Raw genomic sequence first — 21,477 nt, 5'->3', positions numbered from 1 at the left:
GGCTTGTCTTTTTCCGAGACAGCTTTATTATCTTACCGAATGGAAGCTATAAAGTCAAGCACTTTTTTGAAATTCTTTTTTGATCATTTTTACGATCATATGGTGGGCCTAAATGGACTCGAACCATCGACCTCACGCTTATCAGGCGTGCGCTCTAACCAGCTGAGCTATAGGCCCGTAAAAAATAATGGAGCGGGTGATGAGAATCGAACTCACGACCAGAGCTTGGAAGGCTCTTGTTTTACCACTAAACTACACCCGCATAAGTATGGTCGGGAAGACAGGATTTGAACCTGCGACCCCCTGGTCCCAAACCAGGTGCTCTACCAAGCTGAGCCACTTCCCGTAAGTAAATATGGCGCGCCCTGAGAGATTCGAACTCCCGACCTTTTGATTCGTAGTCAAACACTCTATCCAGCTGAGCTAAGGGCGCATATTTAAAATGTATTCTATGTTATGAATTAAAGTTGGTGCGGTCGAGAGGACTCGAACCTCCACGGGGATACCCCCACTAGCCCCTCAAGCTAGCGCGTCTGCCATTCCGCCACGACCGCGCGGCTAGATGCCAGCGCATGAGCACTGCAACTTATTGAGAAAAAATTAATATGGTGCGGGTGAAGGGACTCGAACCCCCACGTCAAAGACACTAGATCCTAAGTCTAGCGCGTCTGCCAATTCCGCCACACCCGCATATTAATTTGAAAATGGTGAGCCATGAAGGATTCGAACCTTCGACCCTCTGATTAAAAGTCAGATGCTCTACCAACTGAGCTAATGGCTCTCACTCGAAGTGTTTTTAAACACTTATCTTAAAAAGAAAAAATGGCTGGGCTAGCTGGATTCGAACCAACGCATGTCGCAGTCAAAGTGCGATGCCTTACCGCTTGGCTATAGCCCAACACCTTAGAAATAATGGCGGACCCGACCGGGGTCGAACCGGCGATCTCCTGCGTGACAGGCAGGCATGTTAACCACTACACCACGAGTCCATCAATCTATAGGTATTACTTTTATGAAAGTATATGGTGACCCGTACGGGATTCGAACCCGTGTTACCGCCGTGAAAGGGCGGTGTCTTAACCGCTTGACCAACGGGCCACATGGCAGAGAAGAAGGGATTCGAACCCTCGCACCGCGTTAGCGATCTACACCCTTAGCAGGGGCGCCCCTTGAGCCACTTGGGTACTTCTCTGTATGGCTCCACAGGTAGGACTCGAACCTACGACCGATCGGTTAACAGCCGATAGCTCTACCACTGAGCTACTGTGGAATGTCTTTTAAGGACAATTAATATCATAATCGTTTTCGCCTCAGATGTCAACTAGTTTTAGAAGTTTTTTCTGAGCCGCTTTCGCTTTAGTATACCTGCTTTTAAATGCTATGTAATAGGTATGTCTAACAGCGACTTTATTAAATTACCACATACTTAATATCGAAGTCAACACCCTATTTTAAAGAAACCTGTTTTAATTTCCCCCTACACTTTCCACACACATATCTTTTCGTATCAATTTGCCTTTTCCTCTTATATGACTGCATACAGTTTGTGCACATATAAGCGTATTTATAACTCTCTGTTCTTCTTTTTTCCGGGATGGATTGGCAGAATCGAGAGCCACCTACTTTATTAAGCCAAAATTTGAAGTCATCATCACCGTGTTTATACCCTCTACCTTCAATGTGCATATGATAGTGCACCAGCTCATGCTTAATGACCCCAATCAATTCTTCCATACCGAATGCCTCATATAGATGAGGATTCATCTCTATATCATGGGACCGTAAAAGATAACGTCCTCCTGTGGTGCGCAGCCTTCTATTAAATCTCGCTTGGTGGCGAAATGTTTTTTTGAAGAACTGAATAGAGATTTCCTCAGTTAGCTTCTGCAATTCTTCATTCGTCATGGTCAAGCTCCTTACATTTCAAGTTCACATCAACAAGCTCCTATACATAGACTAATACACAAATAACGGATTGGGAAGAAGTTCAAGGAGGTTCTCTATATGCCAACATGGTTTAAAAGACAGCTCCGTCGTGCTTATTATCAAAAAGACCGTTACCAAATCCGCTTACTTAATCAATGCTGGTTCTTTTATAACAAAAAACACTCCTCCGGTGAAGAGTAATCCACTGGAGAAGTGCTTCATCTTGAGTTGTATCCTTTATTTAGGTGCGATCATCGTTAGAGCGATTCGCTGTTTCGCTACATCTACAGAATCTACCCATACCGTTACGACTTGCCCTACACTTACTACGTCCATCGGATTTTTCACAAACCGATCGGTAAGTTTAGAAATGTGAACAAGCCCGTCCTGTTTGACGCCTATATCTACAAATGCACCAAAATCTACAACGTTTCGAACGGTCCCTTGCAGCTCCATTCCTTGTGACAAGTCCTCCATCTTAAGAACATCTGTTTTTAGGACTGGCCCAGAGAAAGCATCACGAGGATCTCGACCAGGTTTCATGAGCCCTTCGATTATATCCTTTAATGTTGGGACGCCGATATCTAATTTTTCTGATGTCGCTTCAAGTGAAAGTGATTTTAACTTTTCCGCAAGAGCATCAGAGCCGATATCAGCTGGCTTGAATCCAAGTTCCTTCAATAAAGCTTTCGTTGCCGGGTAGCTCTCTGGGTGAATACCCGTCTGATCAAGTGGTTGATCTCCATCTACTACACGTAAAAACCCGATACATTGCTCATACGTTTTTGCACCAAGACGAGGAATTTTCTTTAGTTCTGTTCTGTTTTTGAACTTTCCTACCTCGTTTCGTTTGACGATAATATTTTGCGCAACGGTTTTGGACAACCCTGATACGTATTGTAGAAGAGATGATGACGCCGTATTTACATTAACACCAACTTGGTTAACCGCGGTTTCAACAACAAAGGAAATTTCTTCACCTAGTCTTTTTTGAGAAACATCATGCTGATACTGGCCAACTCCGATAGATTTCGGATCGATTTTTACGAGCTCGGCCAATGGGTCTTGAAGTCTTCGCGCAATGGATACCGCGCTTCTTTCTTCAACTTGAAGGTCAGGGAATTCCTCTCGAGCGACCGTGGATGCGGAATATACACTCGCTCCCGCTTCGTTAACGATCACATATGCTACCGATCTCTCTAAGTCCTTTAACGTCTCTGCGATAAACTGTTCTGTTTCGCGTGATGCCGTACCGTTTCCGATTGCAGCGATCTCGATATCATATTGATCGATTAGTTTCTTCACGATTGCTGCTGATTTTTCTACCTCTGATCGAGGCGGTGTCGGATAGATCGTCTGAATATGAAGCACTTTCCCGGTTTCATCTACTACACCTAGTTTGCAACCCGTTCTATACGCAGGGTCAACTCCTAAAACAACTTTTCCTTTTAGTGGTGCTTGTAATAGAAGACTTCTTACATTTTCAGAAAAAATATGAATCGCACGCTCTTCCGCTTGTTCGGTTAATGCCGCGCGAATTTCTCGTTCGATGGAAGGTGCAATCAATCGTTTATACGCATCTTCAATCGCTTCTATAATAAAAAGTGCAGCTGGTGAGCTCGAGCGTTTCACTACTTTTCTCTCCATCTTTGAAACGATCAGTTCGGAAGGAGCAGCGATACCTACTCTTAAAATATTTTCTTTCTCCCCACGATTAGCGGCCAAAACACGATGGGGAACAATCTTACGGATGGGTTCTTGATATTCGTAGTACATTTCGAACACTTTCTTCTCATCCAATTCCGTGTTCTTACCATCTGTTTTGATCTCGCCTTTTGAAAATGTGTCTTCCCGGATCCATTTTCGCATATCAGCATCGTCAGACAGCATTTCAGCGATGATATCTTTGGCACCTGTCAATGCATCTTCAGCAGAATGCACTTCTTTTTCTTCATTTATGTATGCCGCGGCTTCTGTTAGTGGGTCATCATTTCTTTGCTCTAACAGCCATAAAGCTAGCGGTTCGAGACCTTTTTCTTTCGCTACAGTCGCTTTCGTTCTTCTCTTTTGTTTATATGGACGATAGATATCTTCTAGATCTTGAAGCTTTTGGGCTTTTGCAATTGCTGCTGTTAATTCTTCAGTCAATTTTCCTTGTTCTTCTATTAAACGAAGGATTTCTTCTTTACGTGCAGCTAAGTTTTGCAGATATGTCCATCGGTCCATAATGTCTTTGATCTGTACTTCATCTAAACCACCCGTTAATTCTTTTCGATAACGCGCGATAAACGGGACCGTGTTTCCTTCTTCTAAAAGAGCAATAACCTGGTTGATTTGTTTTCCTTTTACGTTCAATTCTGTTTCCATTGTTTTCAACGCTTGTTCACTAATAGGTTGTCCCAATAAGAACACTCCTTTTTCAATCAATTAGTACTATTATAAACCAAGGAAGTGGTGGCGTAAAAATTACACTCAAGTGAGTAGTTGATTTACGTTTCAGATGCTCGCTTTCCACGGGGCGAACGGTGAGCCTCCTACCGCTACGCGCCATTAGGAGTCTCCACCTGTCTAGATACGGTGGCTAGCCCCTCTAGGTCAAAAGTTAAACGTTCAAGAAGGCAAAGTGCGCCTTCCTAGCCCATTTAACTTTTGCTGGTCGGGGCTGGACGAGCCACTTCCACTTTTCGAATTTACCGCTCGTCCCGTAGGAGTCTCGCATCTTCCAGTTCAATCAACCTGCATAGAAGGGTTAAAACCATGCAATACTCTAGTAAAAATCCATCCAAAACAAAAAACACCACCCTACAAACTAATGAAGGTGATGTTTACGAAATCAAATTTATTTGTCCGACGAGACAAGTTGCATCGTCATTAATGTCTTGAGGTAATCCACTAATATAGAGGATAGACTCTTTTGGTGATATCATTTTCGTTAACAACGAACGGCTTTGTGTATGAATATCCATACCATCGGAATAAAGCATCAGAGTTAACTCTTTCTCGAATTTAAAGTCTTGTACTTTAAACTTTTCAGGCTTTCCTGCAAGAAATCCGACTTTCGGTAAAGGGTGTATCGCCCTTTGTCTTTCAGCAGAGATCATAAAACGGATGTTACCAACTCCTGAATAAGTAGCTGTGTGATTATGATAATCGACTTTAACGATGGCAATCACTGCCCCACGAGTATGTCTTAGCCCTTCATTACAAAGATGCATTAACCCCTCGACAGTTTCATGATGATTTCGATCGATAATTTCAGTAGCGGCCCCAGAAGCTTCTTTAGCCATCTTGCCGCTTCCTAGACCATCTGCTACTGCACATATCAAATAATCTTCCGTTTCTTTCACATAAAAACTATCTCCGCAAAGATCATTTCCCTTTTTCGGTTTTTGATAAGAGGAAACAGATGCCTTGCTAAACTGATAGTGTTCGATCATCTAAGAGCCTCCGAAGGTGATACACGCAACGCTTCTTTTAGCTTTTCAAGTGCTCGTCGTTGAAGTCGTGACACATGCATTTGAGAGATATCTAAACGTTCTCCCGTTTCCTTTTGGCTTAAATTCTCGAAATACGTACATTGAAGAATTTCGCGTTCGCGTTCAGAAAGGACAGCAAAAGCTTTCTCCAAAAGCATCCTTTTATCAATCTGATCAAAACCAACATCATTGGAACCAACTAGATCGAGTAATGTAACCGTACTTCCTTCTTGATCAGCTTCAATAGAACTATCCACGGATAGAGCTTGATAACTTTTGCCCATCTCCATCGTCTCTAGAACTTCTTCTTCAGAAACTTCTAGATACTCTGCAATTTCAAAGATTTTCGGTGATCTCTGTAAACGCGTAGTTAGTTCTTCCACGGCTTTCTTGATTCTTGGTCCTAGTTCCTTAATTCGACGAGGTACGTGGACACTCCATGTTTTATCACGGATAAAACGTTTGATCTCCCCAACGATTGTTGGAACAGCAAATGATTCAAATGATCTTCCGAACGTTTTGTCGTACCTTCTAAAAGCGGCAAGCAATCCGATCATACCGACTTGTACTAAATCGTCATGGATACTTTTGCCTTTAGAAAACTTCCGAGCTAGTGAATGAACTAAGTCTTGATACTGCAACACAAGGTTAGTCTGAATCTCTTCATTCTTCGGGTCTTGCTGCAGTTCATCAATCCAAGCATAGACTTGTTCTTTACTGTGAAGGCGCTGGTGAGATTCTGTCGACATGTTCCTCCACCTCATCTCTGTGAAGATACTTCGTCATCATTACAACGACACCGGCTTCACTGCTTATTTCTACCTTGTCCATTAATGTGTCTATCAGAAAGAGGCCTAAACCTCCCTCATGCAGTTGATCAACTGATTTACCATCTACAGGGCCAAGATTTTTTGAGATAGATTCGACGTCAAAGCTTTTTCCTTGGTCGACAACCGTAATTTCCATGCGGTCATCATATATATTACAGCCAATACGAACTTGGCCTTTGTCTTCATCAGTATCAGTATAGGCATGATTTACAACGTTAGTCACAGCTTCTGATACTGCAATCTTGATATCTTCAATTTCGTCAAACGCAAAACCCATGCGGTTTGCCAAGCCTGAAATCGTTAGCCTGACGACGCCCACATAATCCGGTTTTGCAGGGACCTTCATTTCTATATAGTCGGACGCTGTTCTCATAGCGCCTCCCCCTTTACTCCACTTTCAATATCCATTACTTCTGTTAATCCAGTAATTTCAAAAATGCGCTTAACGCGTTCTGTCATGCCTCTTAATTTTAAAGAGCTGCTATTTGCTTTGGAAGATTTTAATGCTCCCACGAAAATACCTAGCCCTGTGCTGTCCATATATTCAATACCAGAAAGATCTACAATTACGATGTTTCCTTTTGTCTCTGTTAACGGAAGCATCACTTCTTTTAACTTAGGAGCCGTATAAGCATCGACTTCTCCTGTTAGCTTTAATTCGTATGTTTCATTTATTTGATCTTGATTTATTTGCAAATTCATTTTATTTCCCCCCAAGCTTTGTATGGAACCATATAAGGTACCTTTACCCTAATCAAATACTGATTAAACCAGTCGTTTTAAAATAATTAAAGTAAAATCATCTCTGAGCTCAAAGCCTTGAAGGCGATCAAGCTCCTGAAATACATTCTCAACAATCTTTTGAGAGGGCAGATCCATATATTTACGAATAAGAGAAACAACTTCTTCTCTTTCGATGAATCCTTTGCTCGTTCTGCACTCAGTCACTCCGTCTGACAGAAGGATCACCATGTCTCCCACTTCTATCATCTTTTCGTAAGGATGGTAGGTGGTTGTTCTGGATACACCGAGTACAAGACCTTTTGCGATCAAGTCCTGAAACTCATCTTCCTTAGCGTGATAGAAAAAGCCTGGTTCATGACCAGCACCCGCATAGTAAAACTTATGACTCTCTGGTTCATATACCCCATGAAACATGGTGATGAACATGTTGCTATGAACGTTTTGTTCCACAACACGATTTAAGTTTTCTAAAAGCAGATGAGGCTTCATCTGTTCTTCAGGCAAACTATCCATCGCGTATTTAATCATAGACATACACAGTGCAGCGGGTATGCCTTTACCGATGATGTCTGCTACCGCGACACTTAAACTGTTGCCGCTCTTAACAAAATTATAATAATCACCGTTCATTTTTTTCGCCGGAACACTGACAACCCCTATGTCCAACTGGTCAAACCCTGGGACATCACTGAGCAGTAACGTTTGCTGCATACTTGCGGCAACTTCAATCTCTGATTCAAGCTGTTGCTGCTTATCACGTAAGCTTTGATGCTCGCGATAAGCAAATCCGTAGCCGATCATCGCTTCGAGCAGAAAGTCAAAAGAATCTCTCATTTCTTCAGACATATCCGGAAACAGCTGATCCATCACTTGAATGTGTAAACTGACAAGATCTTCTGGTGATATCTGCTGTTCTAATAACTTCCTGCTGAATTGTTGCCCTTTATAGAGGGTCGTCTCTGTTTTAGCTTTTAGATAGACCGATAATAAATCTTGGTAACGTTCCGTTAGTGCGTCTTTTGCAGTCAAGAGCTCTCCTCCTAACGAAGCCATTTAGTAGCTGATATCTCCGTTCCCACATCAACTGTGGATTCGATTGAGAATTCATCCATTAAACGCTTCACGCCTGGTAACCCAGCTCCTAATCCGCCAGAAGTGGTATATCCATCTTCCATAACTTTTCGGATCTCTCGAATTCCAGGACCATTATCTAAGGCTACGATTCGCAGTCCTTTTCTTCCTATTTGATCGATTGGTTCAATGCAAATCTTACCTCGTCCCGCATATAAGTAGATATTACGGGCGAGTTCAGATATCGCTGTTGTTATTCTTGCTTGATCAACGTTTCCGAAACCTAACTCTTTCGCCATGTTTCTTCCAAGTTGACGGGCACTTACGATGTCCCACTCGTTGCGTACTTCCACACAGGATTGGATGTCCATAGTCATCCCTCCAGTTCCAGACGCAATTTATCAAGCCCCTGTTCTAAGTCAAGTGCTGTCGAAACTTCCCTCATTGAAATTCCAAGGTCAATTAAAGTAATAGCAACTGCCGGTTGTATTCCTGTTAATACAACTTGAGCTCCCATTAATTTTGACATCCTCACTACATCTCCAAGAACCTTAGCTATAAAGGAGTCGATCATGTCTACTGACGTTAGGTCAATAACAACTCCTTTCGCACCTGTATCGTGAATTTTATTTAGTAAGTCTTCTTGAAATTGAAGAGCTGTCTGATCATCCATCTCTACTTGAATGGTGATCAATAAATATTCGTGCAATTTTAAAATAGGAATTCTCATTTTTTTACTCTCACTCCCTATTTATTGCTAATTAACTGCTGATTTGTGATTTCCAGAGCGTTTTCCATACCCTTTTGAAGCGTACTTTTCGTCGGGAACAGACTTAGATCAATTCCTAAGCTTACAATCGTTTGTGCAATTTCAGGACGTATTCCTACTAGGATACACGTAGAACCTAATAAACGCACAGCATCTGCTGCTTGAATAATATGATGAGCAACCATCGTATCAACGACCGGTACTCCCGTAATATCGATCAACACCACTTCCGAGCGATACTTGATCACTCCGTTTAAAAGGTTTTCCATGATCAGCTTTGCACGCTCTGTATCAATCGATCCGATAAGAGGCATAACACTGATATTTTTGAACACTGGGATTAATGGAGCAGAAAGCTCTAATAATGCCGTTTTTTGAACGGATACGGTTCTCTCCCAAATCTGAGAGGAGTTTTCAACAACGCGATTTAGAATCGGATCTAACCAGCGATCGATCTCACGGTATACAGCCGACACCTTCTCTTTGTCGTTTTCCGTTTCAACTAAAAGATTTAAAACGACACGGCGTGCCGCTTGAAGTCCTTGTGTTAAATAACTTAATGGTAAACCTGTATGAAGAACTTGATCAAAAAAATCATCAAGTGTTCCGTCTTTAGAAATATCGTGAAAATTAATGTGCTTAATCAACATAGCAAAAAACTGTTGGTCCGTTTCTTCACTAAATTTTAAAGTTGTTCCAACCAGTTCTTTTTCTTTAAAAAGCTTAACTTCTTTAAGCCAATTATTTTTTAGGGTTTCTTGATTTTCATTGATCATCTGTACAATCAAGTTGTCCAATTTTTCTTGCACCCCCACTACATGTAGTCTCAATTCTATTATTTCACTTCTGAATATATTGTGCAATGTTTACTCTTTTACTAGCTTTGGATATATAACCCAAGATTCAAAAAGCTAAACATGTATTTTTTTACAAAAATATTTAAATAGTATTCGTATACTTGTTCCCATTAAAAGGGGTTCATTCCTTGCTGGGTCAGAGAATGAGTAATATGAACCTTAAAACTTAACTTTCATCTTCTTTCATTAAAATACCTGATAACGCTCTAAACACCTTATGAACTATTTGTGCATAATAGGAAAATTGTACCTAGTGTTCCAACTATCCTTTTAACTTCAGTAAAAAAATAAAAAACCGCCAGACATCCCCGTCAGACAGTTTCCTAAATGATGTTATAAAATTAAAAATCAACCAGACCAGTACTGATCTGCAATGCGTCGTCTACCCTGCGCATCATGTCTTCATCCAGTTGTGTTATTTTATCTGTTAATCTTTGCTTGTCAATCGTCCTGATCTGTTCAAGCAAAATAACTGAATCCCGTTCAAAGCCGTATTTTTTTGAATCTATTTCAACGTGTGTTGGAAGTTTAGCTTTCTGAATTTGAGCTGTGATTGCTGCAACGATAACAGTAGGGCTAAAACGGTTCCCGATATCATTCTGTATAATCAGTACAGGACGAATTCCGCCTTGTTCTGATCCAACTACCGGTGAAAGATCTGCAAAGTAAACGTCTCCGCGTTTGACTATCAAGGACTACACCCCGCTAACTAAGCGGTCCAAGGTATGATCGGCTTCCTCCTCTAACATAAATGCTTCTGAAGCAATCGTTAGATTGATCTTAGCCATTTCCATGTAACCTTGTTTCATCTCATCACGAAACTGACGCTTATTCTTCCGCTCACGAAGAAACATCTCAGTAGCTTGATGGATAAATTCGCTGCGGTCCAAATTTTCTTTTTTTATGACGCGATCTACCTCACTTAGTAATTTCTGAGGAAGACTAATCACTATTCGTTTTGTGTTCAATTCGGACACAACATACACCTCCAGCGCAAAGCTATACTACGATCAAATTCCTTTTAACCACATTTAATCTTATCACTTCAATAATCCATTTGCAAAGCGATTTCAAAGTATTTATTCTACAAAATTTTTAATAGTCCTTCTAATATTCTGCTAAAAATTTAGAATTACATTCATATTTTCTAAAATTCGACCCTTTTTCGTATAAACTCTCGGCACTCGAGCGGAAATGAGGCACGGAATTTCATAATTTATCGTATTTGCGATACGCGCGATCTCATCCATTTCTATTCTCTCTGACTGCTGATTTCCTATTAAAGTAGCAACTTCACCAACATCTAGTCTCTTTGGCAGCCTAACCATACATTGATCCATACAGATTCTGCCGATGATCGGCATTCGTTCCCCTTTAATGAGTACCGAAGCTCCTGGGGAAAATCTTCTTTGCCAGCCGTCCGCATAGCCGATTGGAAGTGTACCTACCCACTCCTCTTTTGTTGCTGTATAAGTAGCTCCATAGCTTACAGTATCCCCAGGCATCAGTTTTTTAACATGAATGAGCTGAGAGTGCAGACTGAACGCCTCTTCTAGCGGAAAAGGCAAGTCTTGTTTTAATTCGTTAGATGGTGCCAATCCGTACATACTAATTCCGAGTCGAACCAGATTGAAAGGCCCTTCTACTTTTCTAAGAGCCGCAGCGCTATTGGCACTGTGAAAGAGAGCTGGATTCAATCCACATGTGTTAAGCAAGTCTATATATTTAATAAAGCTCTTTCTCTGTTTCTCAAAAAGTTCTGATTCCCATTCGTCTGCTGTTGCAAAATGGGTAAAGACACCTTCTGCTTCAAACGTAGATGATTGTTTGATGAAGTTCGCTACTTCTCGCAACTCACTTTCTTCTCTAAACCCTACTCGCCCCATACCGGTGTCGATCTTCAGATGAACTTTCACACGGTGATTTGTGTCTTTAACATGTGGTTCCGCATCAATCAGCCATTCTTTTTGAAAGACGGTAAGGCTTAATTCATTTTCTGCCGCAAGATTAGCATATTCGGGTCTTACCCGGTTCATAACTAAAATCGGTGCTGAGATTCCTTGTTTACGTAAAGCTAATCCTTCATCGAGCATCGCTACAGCAAGCCACTCTGCTCCTGACTTCAAAGCTTCTTCTGCAATTTGAAAAGCGCCATGGCCATAACCATTTGCTTTTACTACAGCCATAATTTTTTGATCAGGGAGATGTTTCTTAAATGATTCTACATTTTGACTGATCTTGTCTAAGTCAATTTCCGCCCACGTGTCTCGATAATAATGATGTTTATCCATGATGTTTGCCTCCCTGTTTAGATTGCTGCCTTCTATTTTACCCTCTTAGTGTGATTTATGTAAGCATCCTAACGCTTCAATCCACAAATATGTATGTACAATCAAAAAGTTTTGAGAGTTTATCAACGAGTTTTTGTTCTCAGTCCAAAAGTTTTGCCACTTTATCCACGAATCTACAATCCTCGACAAAGTAAACACTCGCCGCTACCTCTAATACCTTACAATCAAATAAAAACAGGCTAGCATCATCGCCAGCCTGTTTTCTATTAGTATATATAATGTAGTAATTATTTAATCGCCTCTCCGCTCACTGAGCGGGCAATCGCCATCAACTCTTCTTCACCGAGGTTATTAGAGACAAGCAAGTAATCCACACCGTTAAAATTCCATGTAATCGATTGATCTGTCATCGCGCCAACAGTAAAACCTAGATCAACGGGTTCACCACTAGACATCGTGAGACGTGAAGCTGTTTCAACAGCTGTGTTTTTCTGCTGCATTAATGTAAAAGATTTATCTTCATCAGCATAGTTTAATACCACTTTGGAATCATCTTCGCCTTCTGCGACTTCTCTTTCATTTACGATGTTCATGTTAGCTGTATAAGTCGGATACAGCACCTCGAACTCTTCTCCAGCACCAGAGAATGTAGGTACTTCAAATTGAGCACTACTCATGTTTGATTCCATATCAAAAGCGTTCTTATCAAATTTTGCGTTAAACTTAACTTTTGAGAAATCCAGTCTTACAAGCTCTTTTTGGTCTTGATCCATAATTCGCACTTGTTGTGGATCAAGATCTTTATTTAGTGTAATCTCCTGCTGATATAGATTTTTGTTTTGGTAATTAGTTTTTGTATGGAAAACATAGCTTTTCTCTTTTGATTTAAATCCTCTGTCCGTATCGTTCAAGATGTCCGAAATGAGTGATTGGAACAAATATACTTGGCTGTTGTTTTCTGGCCAGTCACTCTGGAATCGGAAACTTTTATTAAGAGCTGGCGTAAGAACGAAAACTCCATCTTTGTTACGCAGTATCATCTGACTTTGATCTTTTTCAGCATTTTTTAAGCTGACTCGATAAAAATCGGGCTTCTTATGCCAAATTTCTAAATCGTAAGTCAGTGGTTTCTCTCCTGTGCTCAATGTCATCTTGGCTTCAGCTTTGTAGCCTGTCATGGATTCCATTCTTTCTTCTAAGGAATCTAAAACATCGTTCTGGCTTTGTGCACCACATGCCGACAGAACCAATACGATCATGAACGCCGTCAACATCATTGACAGTGTTTTCTTCATTTTTTGCCATCCCCTTTGTCCCAAAGTAATTTCGACATTGAAGGGGGACCAACTCTCTGCAACTTGCAAAGGACTACCCCTTCTACCGCATTACAATATATGAGACAACCCTGGACAATATGCAGACTAGCTTGACGAGCTTTCTAAAACCACTTGTGCAATCGCGTATTCTTTCGTATGAGAGATAGAGAGATGGCATAAATATGGGTAAGGGGATGTAAGAAATGGCTTACCTTTTTCATCTGATTTAATTTCCATGTCCTGCCACGAAAGTTCAGCGCCGATTCCAACACCGAGCGCTTTAGCCATTGCTTCTTTTGCTGCAAATCGTCCCGCAAGATATTCAAATCTTCTGTTCCCATTTAAAGACTGAAACCTTTTTTGTTCGAACGGCGTTAACACACGCTCCGGAAAACGAGGTTGATGGGAAACCACCTGTTTGATTCGTTTTAGTTCGATAATATCGATGCCTGTTCCTACAATCATTAAATAAAAGCTCCTTTACAGCTATATCTTTCGCCCTATCTACCATCACATGGTAAACTTAAGGAAGATGAATAAATATGTTTAAATTCGGGCTGTTTTTAAAAAGTTTGTTTTTCTTGCATGAAGATGATTTCGTTTCATGTGCTTCGCGTTCTTCCTGCGGGGCAGGCTTTAACTCCACTCAACGAAAAAACAGCCTACACTTTATATAAAAAGGGTGATACTATTTCCATGTTTATAAGAGATGAAAGCTTTCAGACCTTTATCAGGCGCTATCCAATTGTTACTTTTTTAGTTGCTGCACATATAATCGTGTTTCTTCTTATTAATTTTACCCCTTTTTCTACCTCTTTGTATCATTTTATGGTGGGATCAAACTATTACATCACCGCTGGAGAGTATTGGCGTTTATTTACCCCTATTGTAACGCACGAAGCTGCAGGTCATCTGATCTTCAACTCGTTCTCACTTGTTTTGTTCGGTCCTGCACTTGAAGGAATCCTTGGAAAAGCACGATTTATTATCGGGTATGTAGGTGCTGGATTAATTGCAAATATTGCTACTTTACTGCTGCTCCCACTTTCTTACGCTCATATCGGTGCATCTGGAGCTATTTTCGGTTTGTTCGGTATTTACGTATACATGCTATATAACCACCGTCAATATATTGATCAAGCCAACACACAAATTCTTCTCGTTGTATTGGGAATTAGCTTAGTCACCACGTTTATGAATGCACGGATCAACGTGATGGGTCACCTGTTCGGTTTAATCGGTGGGGCTGCTCTTGCTCCAATCATTTTTGCTTCCCTTCATCGCAAGAAAAAACGATGGTAACACAAAAAGCACCTCATCACGTTTGAGGTGCTTTTCCTATTTGAAGATGCTCGATCAAGACATCTTTTAATGAAGTTTCAAAATAGACAGGCCAATCCACATCCAAAGCGTTCAACTGCCTAGCATGTTTAGGCTTTACTCCAATGATTTTTACTGGTTTCCCATTCATGTATTGAAGCATGCGGAAAAGCTCGCTTAATTTTTGCACGCCACCCTCATCAATTTCTCCTGTTGCCGATAGATCGAAGAAAATCTCTTCAAATTGACCTTCGTACGCGGCTTTCAAAGCATTACCTGTTACGGTGATCATCTTGCTCTCATTCACATCACCAAACAAGGGAACAAACGCCATCTTTTCTGAGATCGGAATGAACGGTCCAGACAATTCATCAAGACGTTTCATTGCATCTTCTAACGCTTCTTTCTTTTCGAATAACTCAAAATCTGTAGAAGATAACCTGAGTCTAAGTTCTAAAAGTTTTTCTTCAAGCCCTTGGACGTGTTTCCCGATTGGAATAAAAACAATGTGCGCGAATTCGCCTTCCCAACAAATAGAGATGTCGCACAGCAAGAACGGTTGATTTCTCGCTTTTATGTTTGCTTCAAATGTCTTTTCGCCTTCAAACGGCATCATAAACTTCATTAGCTTGTTATGACTTTCTTCATCAAAACAATCCCGAATTGTTTCAGCCTGCAAGTCCAACATTTCAATGGCTTTTGAGGATCGATCGTGAATAACTCCATGCTTATCTATCTTTACGTACGGTACAGGTAAGACACTGCTCATTTGTAGGCATTGATCCTCTCTTGGGTATATTCATCCAGCCATTTTTCTGCCTGTTTAAGGTTCTTTATAATGATTCCCTGATTATTTACATATGGTTCTAAATCGTATTTTTCTGTTAGTCGTCCGCCTACTAAGATATCAGGTTTATTCGGCAGCGCGGCTAACGACCGAACATAATTCTTTAACACAGGAAGGTTGTATACGATGGAAACGGATAAGCCGATAACTTCTGGCTTCCATTGCAGTGCAGATTTCAAAGCATATTCCAGCGGCAAGCTTGCTCCATAGTATTTCGTTTCCCAGCCTTTTTCTTCAAAAATACTGTTGATCATTTTAATTCCAAGATAATGCTGTTCACCTTGCAAGCACAAAAACATGGCTTTCTTTTTACCTGGTGTTTCATCTGCTGATACTTGAAATAATCTGGAAAGTACAAAATCACAGACTCCCGTCGCTAAATGTTCATCAGCGACTGAAATCTCATTGTTTTCCCAGAGGTCTCCAATCATATACATTGCAGGAGTAAATAGGTCTCGAAACAAAACCATTCGATTTTGGTCAGGCTGCTGTTTAATAAAACGTAATGCCTCAACATGATTACCTTCTAAAAACAGACGAGCCAGTTTTTCAGCTTCTGAAATAGCCATGGATGGGACCTCTCCTTTAATTTAGTGTGATTCAACTTTACTACGCAAAATATCGTTTGCTTGTTTCAAATATCCGATATAAATACCGACACGGGTATTTTCTATTCTTTGCTTTTCCTTCTCTTCTAAAAGAACCTCTATAATTAAATCAAAATTGTCCATTAAAAGCTGTGTGCTCATTCCAAACTTTTGCAGAATACCATCTAGCCAAATGGCATAATCCGTAAAGAATGAACTATTATCAAGTTCGTATGCCGTTTCTAAGTGCTTAAAGTGATGGTGATTATCTTCGATGCACTTCACTCTCCCCTTGTCACCATATCTTTCGACAAGAGAAGGATCTTTTTGGTAAATTTTTTCTGTTATTCTTTCTACCATATCATTTATGTTAAATTCCGTCATTTGGCAACCACCTTATATTGCTTAACAGTGGGAATGACAGCTGCTAATTCTTGATCGGGATACTTCTTTTCTAAATCATGAATCTTCTTAAACTCCTCACTTCTTACCCATTTTAAGTAAGCTTCCTTTGACGTAAATATGAGTTGAACGGTCAGCTCACCTGCGCGCTTATCGTTCTGAAGCAACAAGAAGTCAACAAAGCCATCGGCGTTATCTACTGATCTAGAACGGTTCTTATATATATTTATTACTTCGTCTGCTTTTTCGTTTGGAACATCAAACGTAGAGAAAACGGTATACATGGAAACATCACCTCTTGGATGTATTTAAACGACACAAAATGTTTATCTCATAAAAGATTCAATAAAGACTATATTTTTCCTGCTAGCTATTTTAACTAGGAACACCTTTTAAATTTGAACCACTCATATTACAGGAAATATGCACAGAAGTCGAATTTAAGTAAAAATGCAACAGGAGAATTAGGCCCTAAAACAGTAATTTTTTTTCAAACTTTTGAACATAGAAAAAAGGATAGAACCCTCACGATCGTGAGTTGGTTCTATCCTTTGGTTTTTTACTTTAGTAAAGATCAAACATATTCACATCGTGATCGGTCTGTTTTAAATAAGTAAACAACTGACCACGATGATGATAGCTATGAGTGACAATTTCCACCAGCCATTTTGCCTGAGTAGCACCCTTCTCAGCATAAAAGGCCTTTGTTTCTTTCTTCAAAAAATCGTCTTCGGAAAGAGATAGGAAATATGACTTCGCCAGATGATAACCTTCTTCTAATACATGAGTTAATTCAGTAACATTTTCTGCAGATAACTTCTTTTCAAGCTGCCGAATGTCTTGCTCTGATTTTTCCTGTAAAATCGCTAAATCGATATGAGGAATCTGAACCAAATGATTAGCTAATTCTAAAAAAGAGCGCATGTTATCAACAGGGCGAAAATTGTAAACAGAAGGATCTGCTTTTTTTAATAATTGATTGGTCGTTCGAACCACAACATACAATTCTTCGAGTAATGTTTCTGTTAAGGAAGCCGTTGCATTCATATCTTCTTTCCTCCTGCTATGTATAATAACTACTCGTATTATCTTCTTCGTCTCAAGCGTCTTTTCCTCCGTTTAATCCAGAAGCTATCTCATTATGTGCGGAGTTGCTCATCAAAATATTCTCAGAGTGGTCTTCACAGATCAAAAGCATATCGTAATAAGCTCGCATAAAGACTTCCACGATAAATGGATCGTACATTTTTCCTGATTGATTCTCGATCTCTTTCTTTGCTTCCCAAGGCGTCATACCTTGACGATACGCACGGTTACTCGTCATCGCGTCAAAAGAATCAGCAACGGCTAAGATACGAGAATAGATCGGTATATCCTTCCCTTTTAAACGGTGTGGATAGCCTAGACCATCGTATCTTTCATGATGATGAAGAATTCCTGTTAAAACACGGTCCGAGTATCCGAAAGATTTTGCTAGCATCATCCCATCAACAGGATGCTTTTTCATAATTTCGTACTCTTCTTGTGTTAATTTTCCTTTCTTCAAAAGCACGGCATCTGGCGTTGAAATCTTTCCGATATCATGAATGAGAGCAGTCAACTCAAGCTCTTGCCATTCTACATTTTTAAATTGACCATGTTTGGCAAGAATCATGGCATAAAGCGCTACTCTCTTTGAATGACCTTGAGTATAAACATCTTTCGCTTCAACAGCTAACGAGAATGCTTTTACACCTTGCTGAATCGCTTCTTTTTCTGCAACGGACTGATAAACGATTCGTTGAGCCATGAACAGAAGTGAACAGAAAATTACATAGATCGAAATAAACGCCAGATAGTCTTTCAGTGGTTCGTTCGATAACAAGAGATATGAACTCAATCCACCTATACTTGAAACATAATATAGCCTCTTATCATTTAAAAGTAGCGCAGATACAGGCAAAAAGAAGTATGCGGCCTGCACGATCGGATATGTAACGAAAAAGTAGGAAATCGAAACGACATATATACTGCACAAAATAAAAGCCAATTTTGTGTATGGTTCTTGTATGCGGTTGACTCCCCAAGCAGGAAGAAACCCGATTAAAAATAAGAATAGAAATGGATAGAAATTATCGATTGGTTCTATAAAAAAATGATGGAGAGCCTGAATGAAGGCACTCCCCACAATAAATAGCTGTGCTAGCTTAATATTACGTATCATGAATGAAACTCCAATTGTCGAATTTTGTAATTTAATGTAATTATATACTATAAAAGCTCTTTATCCTATAGTTTGTTCGTATTTAAAACATGTTTGCTTCATCATGTCTATTTTTATGCAAGCAAAAAAACCGCCAAACGACGGTTTTATTTTACGTAACTGCGAGCAACTTGTCTCATTTTTTTATGTTTATGTTTTTGGCTTCTCATTCTTAATATAACTAGAAATGCGAGTAATAGCAGTAATCCGCTGTATAAGAAAATTCCGGTCTTTACAACAGATTGCATAAACGTTGAATCTACTTCCTCGACAGATTTGTTATCGATCGTCGCCGTAGCTTCTTTTTCCTTCTCTTTAAACAAGGTATGCGTGAGTAGAACATTTCCATTAGAATCTTTTAGTTGAAGCTCTCCATCTGAACTCACATCCTGAACCGGTTCTTCTCCTTTTCGCAAGGTAACGGACAGGTCCTCTTTTAACGGATACGTTTCTCCGTTTAACGCTTCAATCTTTGTACCACTAGGCAGAGTTTGTCTTTCGAAGTTTGCAAATCCATAATCACCAAGCGCCATCGTATCCCAATAAGCCGCCCGACTTGTAGGAGCTTTTAGTGTAACGATGATAACGTCTAGGTTATCGCGTGAAACAGCTGTAACTAAAGTGTGCTTGGATTCATCAACATAGCCGTTCTTAACACCAATCGTACCCGGATAATCCCATAAAAGCTGATGGTGATTCCTTAACGTGGTTTCCCAGCCTTCTCCGACCCAAGGCAATTCTTTTGTAGATACGATCTCTCGGAATTCTTCATTCTTCATTGCGTATTGCGTAATCTTCGCCATATCTTCGGCTGTTGTATAATGTTCCTCATCAAAAAGTCCGTTTGGATTAACAAAATGAGTGTTTTCTGCTCCCACTTTTTTCGCAAACGTGTTCATTTGGTCAGCGAATGAATCGACATCCCCTGCCAAGTATTCTGCAATCGCAACAGCTGCATCATTACCCGAGTTGATCAGAAGGCCTTGAACAAGCTTTCTCAAAGGTACTTGCTCGTCTTCCATCAAATAGACACGCGTCCCCTCAGCTCTCACAGCATCACTGCTCACGACAACAGAATCATCCAACTTGCCTGATTCTATAGCCAGAATCCCTGTAATGATTTTCGTAATACTTGCTGGATACATTTGTTCTGAGCTATTTTTTTGATATAAAATATCCCCTGTTTTCGCATCGATCATTACAGCGCTTTCGCTTTTAATTTCTGGTGTGTTCTCCCCCGTTGCTTGTACAAACTGCGTATTCACAAGCATAACCAGTGAAAAAACAAGAATTAGGCTAAGTTTTTTCATTTATTTCCGCTCCCGTTAGTCATTTAATCTTCATATCTCTTCGTTGTTTGTTTCGTTTCTTTTATGGTTGAAATCAAAATGAAATCTAGTAATATTCGCCATAAAAAAACAGGCGTTTTATCAATTGATACCGTTCGACAAAATCCGCCTGTTTCCTTTTATATATCGTTCATATTTTTAGTTTATTTAGTCAAAATGTTTTCTACTTTTCTTTCCTTTTAATAAATCTCCTGTCCAACCCTTCATTCTAAGCCAAATATAGATAGCTAATGTGGAGACAACGATTGAAATCATAGCGTAAAGGTAACCAAATTTCCAATCAAGCTCTGGCATATTCTTAAAGTTCATACCCCAGACTGCCCCTAGAACCATTCCGGGAGTGAAAATAACGGTAAAAACAGTTAATGTTTTCATTATTTCATTTCCTCGATGAGAAGAAAGAACTTCTTCAAGGTTTAACAAAGTATCGATGTCCTGTCTGTAATGAGAAAGAAGCGAAGTTGTTCGATCGATCCTAGTTTCAATTCGCTTATACGCTCGTGTTTCTGTAATATCATCGAGAAATGCTTCCTTAATGGCCATCTGCGTTTCATGAACCGGAAGTGTTAAGTCACTCCAGTTAATAAGCTCGATTCGTCGATCATAGATGCTGTTCAATAGGTTGGTATGATTGTTTCTTTGAACATCACGCTGCAGCTCCTTGAGCTTAATTTCCAGAGCGTCAATACCGTCCAAAAAGTGATTAATTAATTCACCCAGTAATATTAAAAAACCTTCCACAGGTGTCTTTTCTTCCAGAATCATATGATCACAAGAATCACGGTGATCCCCTTGGATACTTGAAAGGTCTAAGCCTACTGTTATTAAGGATTTGGGACGTATATAAAAATGAAAAACTTTAAAATCAGATTGATTCTCCGGATCTTGTTTATACGTAAGTGACCCACGAACAATTTGATCACCGTCACTGTCTCTTTCAATTCTTAGATAGTTGACTCTATCTTCTTTAATGTTACGCAGCCAATTTTTACAGCCTTTCGTATCTGCTATCAAGTCATGAATTGTTTCTTCATGACACACATGACGATGCCACTTCCAACTATAAACACTTGTTTCTTCCATAGAATGATCCATCCTTTATATAATGATCGCTTTTAGATAACGTTATATTCTTTTGCACCTTTTCTTCTTAACCAGTTTAGTGAGAATTGCATGATATCAGGATGATTCTGCACATCTTTATTCTTTGAATAAATCCAGATATAACCTTTCTTTTCGGTTACCTGTACCTTTAACAATGCAATGGCTAATATTTCATGTTCTTCTACTATCACAACGCTTGTATCATCACGATCCTCTAAATATTGAGAAAGTTTCTTCTGATATTCTGGAGCGTCACTACACCATTCCAACAAACGGTTAAGGTCTTCCTTTTCTGCGAATATCGGTTTCACTGTCATCCTCCTCCATTAGAGTTCCCTTATAAAAA

Annotated in this window: 26 protein-coding genes and 12 tRNA genes; 2 read left to right on the top strand and 36 right to left on the bottom strand. The window is 39.9% G+C overall.

Translation table 11 applies throughout. The annotated features are described in order from the left end of the window. Positions 1-100: 100 nt before the first annotated feature. The 13 genes from IHV11_RS20200 to IHV11_RS20140 all read right to left on the bottom strand — a co-directional run bounded on the left by IHV11_RS20200 (position 101) and on the right by IHV11_RS20140 (position 1,905). Positions 101-177, bottom strand: a tRNA-Ile gene (locus IHV11_RS20200). An 11-nt stretch (positions 178-188) separates the two neighbouring features. Then, a tRNA-Gly gene (locus tag IHV11_RS20195) sits at positions 189-262 on the bottom strand. Between the two features lie 7 nt (positions 263-269). Further along, positions 270-346 (bottom strand) — tRNA-Pro (locus IHV11_RS20190). A gap of 10 nt (positions 347-356) precedes the next feature. Beyond that, a tRNA-Arg gene (locus IHV11_RS20185) sits at positions 357-433 on the bottom strand. A 35-nt stretch (positions 434-468) separates the two neighbouring features. Then, positions 469-554 (bottom strand) — tRNA-Leu (locus IHV11_RS20180). Positions 555-606: 52 nt separating this feature from the next. After that, a tRNA-Leu gene (locus IHV11_RS20175) sits at positions 607-690 on the bottom strand. A gap of 15 nt (positions 691-705) precedes the next feature. Next, positions 706-781: transfer RNA gene (locus IHV11_RS20170), tRNA-Lys, on the bottom strand. 42 nt (positions 782-823) lie between these two features. Next, a tRNA-Gln gene (locus tag IHV11_RS20165) sits at positions 824-898 on the bottom strand. A gap of 15 nt (positions 899-913) precedes the next feature. Continuing rightward, a tRNA-Asp gene (locus IHV11_RS20160) sits at positions 914-989 on the bottom strand. A 34-nt stretch (positions 990-1,023) separates the two neighbouring features. Further along, a tRNA-Glu gene (locus tag IHV11_RS20155) sits at positions 1,024-1,098 on the bottom strand. 3 nt (positions 1,099-1,101) lie between these two features. Continuing rightward, positions 1,102-1,192: transfer RNA gene (locus IHV11_RS20150), tRNA-Ser, on the bottom strand. Positions 1,193-1,195: 3 nt separating this feature from the next. After that, positions 1,196-1,270: transfer RNA gene (locus IHV11_RS20145), tRNA-Asn, on the bottom strand. 176 nt (positions 1,271-1,446) lie between these two features. Further along, positions 1,447-1,905 (bottom strand): SprT family protein, encoded by a 459-nt coding sequence (locus tag IHV11_RS20140; protein WP_197192190.1) that lies wholly within the window; start codon positions 1,903-1,905, stop codon positions 1,447-1,449. 99 nt (positions 1,906-2,004) lie between these two features. On the opposite strand from IHV11_RS20140, the gene cmpA reads away from it, so the two are divergent. Then, a complete protein-coding gene (gene cmpA / locus IHV11_RS20135) occupies positions 2,005-2,127 on the top strand; it encodes a cortex morphogenetic protein CmpA (RefSeq protein ID WP_197192189.1) in 123 nt (40 codons plus the stop codon). A gap of 36 nt (positions 2,128-2,163) precedes the next feature. Here the strand turns inward: cmpA and IHV11_RS20130 are convergent, their stop codons facing one another. The 14 genes from IHV11_RS20130 to acpS form a co-directional block, all read right to left on the bottom strand. Further along, positions 2,164-4,293 (bottom strand): Tex family protein, encoded by a 2,130-nt coding sequence (locus IHV11_RS20130; protein ID WP_197196031.1) that lies wholly within the window; start codon positions 4,291-4,293, stop codon positions 2,164-2,166. A 458-nt stretch (positions 4,294-4,751) separates the two neighbouring features. After that, complete coding sequence (locus tag IHV11_RS20125; RefSeq protein ID WP_197196028.1) at positions 4,752-5,363, bottom strand: SpoIIE family protein phosphatase; 612 nt, start codon at positions 5,361-5,363, stop codon at positions 4,752-4,754. Then, a complete protein-coding gene (gene sigB, locus IHV11_RS20120) occupies positions 5,360-6,151 on the bottom strand; it encodes an RNA polymerase sigma factor SigB (RefSeq protein ID WP_066390807.1) in 792 nt (263 codons plus the stop codon). The genes IHV11_RS20125 and sigB overlap by 4 nt, the downstream gene beginning before the upstream one ends. Beyond that, complete coding sequence (rsbW, locus tag IHV11_RS20115; protein WP_197134381.1) at positions 6,117-6,605, bottom strand: anti-sigma B factor RsbW; 489 nt, start codon at positions 6,603-6,605, stop codon at positions 6,117-6,119. The genes sigB and rsbW overlap by 35 nt, the downstream gene beginning before the upstream one ends. Next, a complete protein-coding gene (locus tag IHV11_RS20110; RefSeq protein WP_191755225.1) occupies positions 6,602-6,934 on the bottom strand; it encodes an STAS domain-containing protein in 333 nt (110 codons plus the stop codon). Before IHV11_RS20110 ends, rsbW begins: the two co-directional genes overlap by 4 nt. A gap of 63 nt (positions 6,935-6,997) precedes the next feature. Next, positions 6,998-8,005, bottom strand: a complete 1,008-nt coding sequence (locus IHV11_RS20105; RefSeq protein ID WP_197134378.1) for a PP2C family protein-serine/threonine phosphatase — start codon at positions 8,003-8,005, stop codon at positions 6,998-7,000. Positions 8,006-8,016: 11 nt separating this feature from the next. Beyond that, entirely contained in the window at positions 8,017-8,418 is a 402-nt protein-coding gene (locus tag IHV11_RS20100) for an anti-sigma regulatory factor (RefSeq protein ID WP_197196027.1), read from the bottom strand. A gap of 2 nt (positions 8,419-8,420) precedes the next feature. Further along, complete coding sequence (locus IHV11_RS20095; RefSeq protein WP_066239455.1) at positions 8,421-8,777, bottom strand: STAS domain-containing protein; 357 nt, start codon at positions 8,775-8,777, stop codon at positions 8,421-8,423. A gap of 17 nt (positions 8,778-8,794) precedes the next feature. After that, positions 8,795-9,613, bottom strand: coding sequence for an STAS domain-containing protein (locus tag IHV11_RS21430; protein ID WP_305069371.1), 819 nt, complete (start codon positions 9,611-9,613; stop codon positions 8,795-8,797). Between the two features lie 401 nt (positions 9,614-10,014). After that, positions 10,015-10,365 carry a type II toxin-antitoxin system PemK/MazF family toxin gene (locus IHV11_RS20085; protein ID WP_066239453.1) on the bottom strand — a complete coding sequence of 117 codons (351 nt, stop codon included), beginning with the start codon at positions 10,363-10,365 and terminating at the stop codon, positions 10,015-10,017. A 3-nt stretch (positions 10,366-10,368) separates the two neighbouring features. Continuing rightward, positions 10,369-10,650, bottom strand: coding sequence for a CopG family ribbon-helix-helix protein (locus IHV11_RS20080; RefSeq protein WP_066390801.1), 282 nt, complete (start codon positions 10,648-10,650; stop codon positions 10,369-10,371). 141 nt (positions 10,651-10,791) lie between these two features. Further along, complete coding sequence (alr, locus tag IHV11_RS20075; RefSeq protein WP_197196026.1) at positions 10,792-11,964, bottom strand: alanine racemase; 1,173 nt, start codon at positions 11,962-11,964, stop codon at positions 10,792-10,794. Between the two features lie 287 nt (positions 11,965-12,251). Further along, a complete protein-coding gene (locus IHV11_RS20070; RefSeq protein WP_197196025.1) occupies positions 12,252-13,259 on the bottom strand; it encodes a LolA family protein in 1,008 nt (335 codons plus the stop codon). Positions 13,260-13,385: 126 nt separating this feature from the next. Continuing rightward, positions 13,386-13,745 (bottom strand): holo-ACP synthase, encoded by a 360-nt coding sequence (acpS, locus tag IHV11_RS20065; RefSeq protein WP_197196024.1) that lies wholly within the window; start codon positions 13,743-13,745, stop codon positions 13,386-13,388. 231 nt (positions 13,746-13,976) lie between these two features. Here acpS and IHV11_RS20060 point away from each other — a divergent pair, with 231 nt between their 5' ends. Beyond that, complete coding sequence (locus IHV11_RS20060) at positions 13,977-14,582, top strand: rhomboid family intramembrane serine protease (RefSeq protein WP_197134367.1); 606 nt, start codon at positions 13,977-13,979, stop codon at positions 14,580-14,582. Positions 14,583-14,598: 16 nt separating this feature from the next. Here IHV11_RS20060 and IHV11_RS20055 read toward each other — a convergent pair whose 3' ends face one another. The 9 genes from IHV11_RS20055 to IHV11_RS20015 form a co-directional block, all read right to left on the bottom strand. Continuing rightward, a complete protein-coding gene (locus tag IHV11_RS20055; RefSeq protein ID WP_197192185.1) occupies positions 14,599-15,369 on the bottom strand; it encodes an STAS domain-containing protein in 771 nt (256 codons plus the stop codon). Further along, positions 15,366-16,016, bottom strand: a complete 651-nt coding sequence (locus tag IHV11_RS20050; RefSeq protein ID WP_197196023.1) for a cobalamin B12-binding domain-containing protein — start codon at positions 16,014-16,016, stop codon at positions 15,366-15,368. The genes IHV11_RS20055 and IHV11_RS20050 overlap by 4 nt, the downstream gene beginning before the upstream one ends. A gap of 21 nt (positions 16,017-16,037) precedes the next feature. Continuing rightward, a complete protein-coding gene (locus IHV11_RS20045) occupies positions 16,038-16,418 on the bottom strand; it encodes a hypothetical protein (RefSeq protein WP_197196022.1) in 381 nt (126 codons plus the stop codon). Further along, complete coding sequence (locus IHV11_RS20040; protein ID WP_144704740.1) at positions 16,415-16,720, bottom strand: antibiotic biosynthesis monooxygenase family protein; 306 nt, start codon at positions 16,718-16,720, stop codon at positions 16,415-16,417. Before IHV11_RS20040 ends, IHV11_RS20045 begins: the two co-directional genes overlap by 4 nt. 280 nt (positions 16,721-17,000) lie before the next feature. Continuing rightward, complete coding sequence (locus IHV11_RS20035; protein ID WP_197196021.1) at positions 17,001-17,483, bottom strand: DinB family protein; 483 nt, start codon at positions 17,481-17,483, stop codon at positions 17,001-17,003. A 52-nt stretch (positions 17,484-17,535) separates the two neighbouring features. Then, positions 17,536-18,639: an HD-GYP domain-containing protein gene (locus tag IHV11_RS20030; RefSeq protein ID WP_197196020.1), complete on the bottom strand. Its 1,104-nt coding sequence runs from the start codon at positions 18,637-18,639 to the stop codon at positions 17,536-17,538. Positions 18,640-18,785: 146 nt separating this feature from the next. Further along, the gene (locus IHV11_RS20025) at positions 18,786-19,988 is read right to left on the bottom strand and encodes a D-alanyl-D-alanine carboxypeptidase family protein (RefSeq protein ID WP_197196019.1); all 1,203 of its coding nucleotides are present in this window, start codon (positions 19,986-19,988) and stop codon (positions 18,786-18,788) included. A gap of 186 nt (positions 19,989-20,174) precedes the next feature. Beyond that, the gene (locus IHV11_RS20020) at positions 20,175-21,110 is read right to left on the bottom strand and encodes a magnesium transporter CorA family protein (protein ID WP_197196018.1); all 936 of its coding nucleotides are present in this window, start codon (positions 21,108-21,110) and stop codon (positions 20,175-20,177) included. A 32-nt stretch (positions 21,111-21,142) separates the two neighbouring features. Then, entirely contained in the window at positions 21,143-21,442 is a 300-nt protein-coding gene (locus IHV11_RS20015; protein WP_197196017.1) for a hypothetical protein, read from the bottom strand. Between the last annotated feature and the right edge of the window lie 35 nt (positions 21,443-21,477).

Source organism: Fictibacillus sp. 26RED30, from assembly GCF_015903845.1.
Classification (GTDB): Bacteria; Bacillota; Bacilli; order Bacillales; family Fictibacillaceae; genus Fictibacillus; species Fictibacillus phosphorivorans.
The sequence above is the reverse complement of the archived record's forward strand: the minus strand, read 5'-3'. Positions and strand labels throughout refer to the sequence as shown.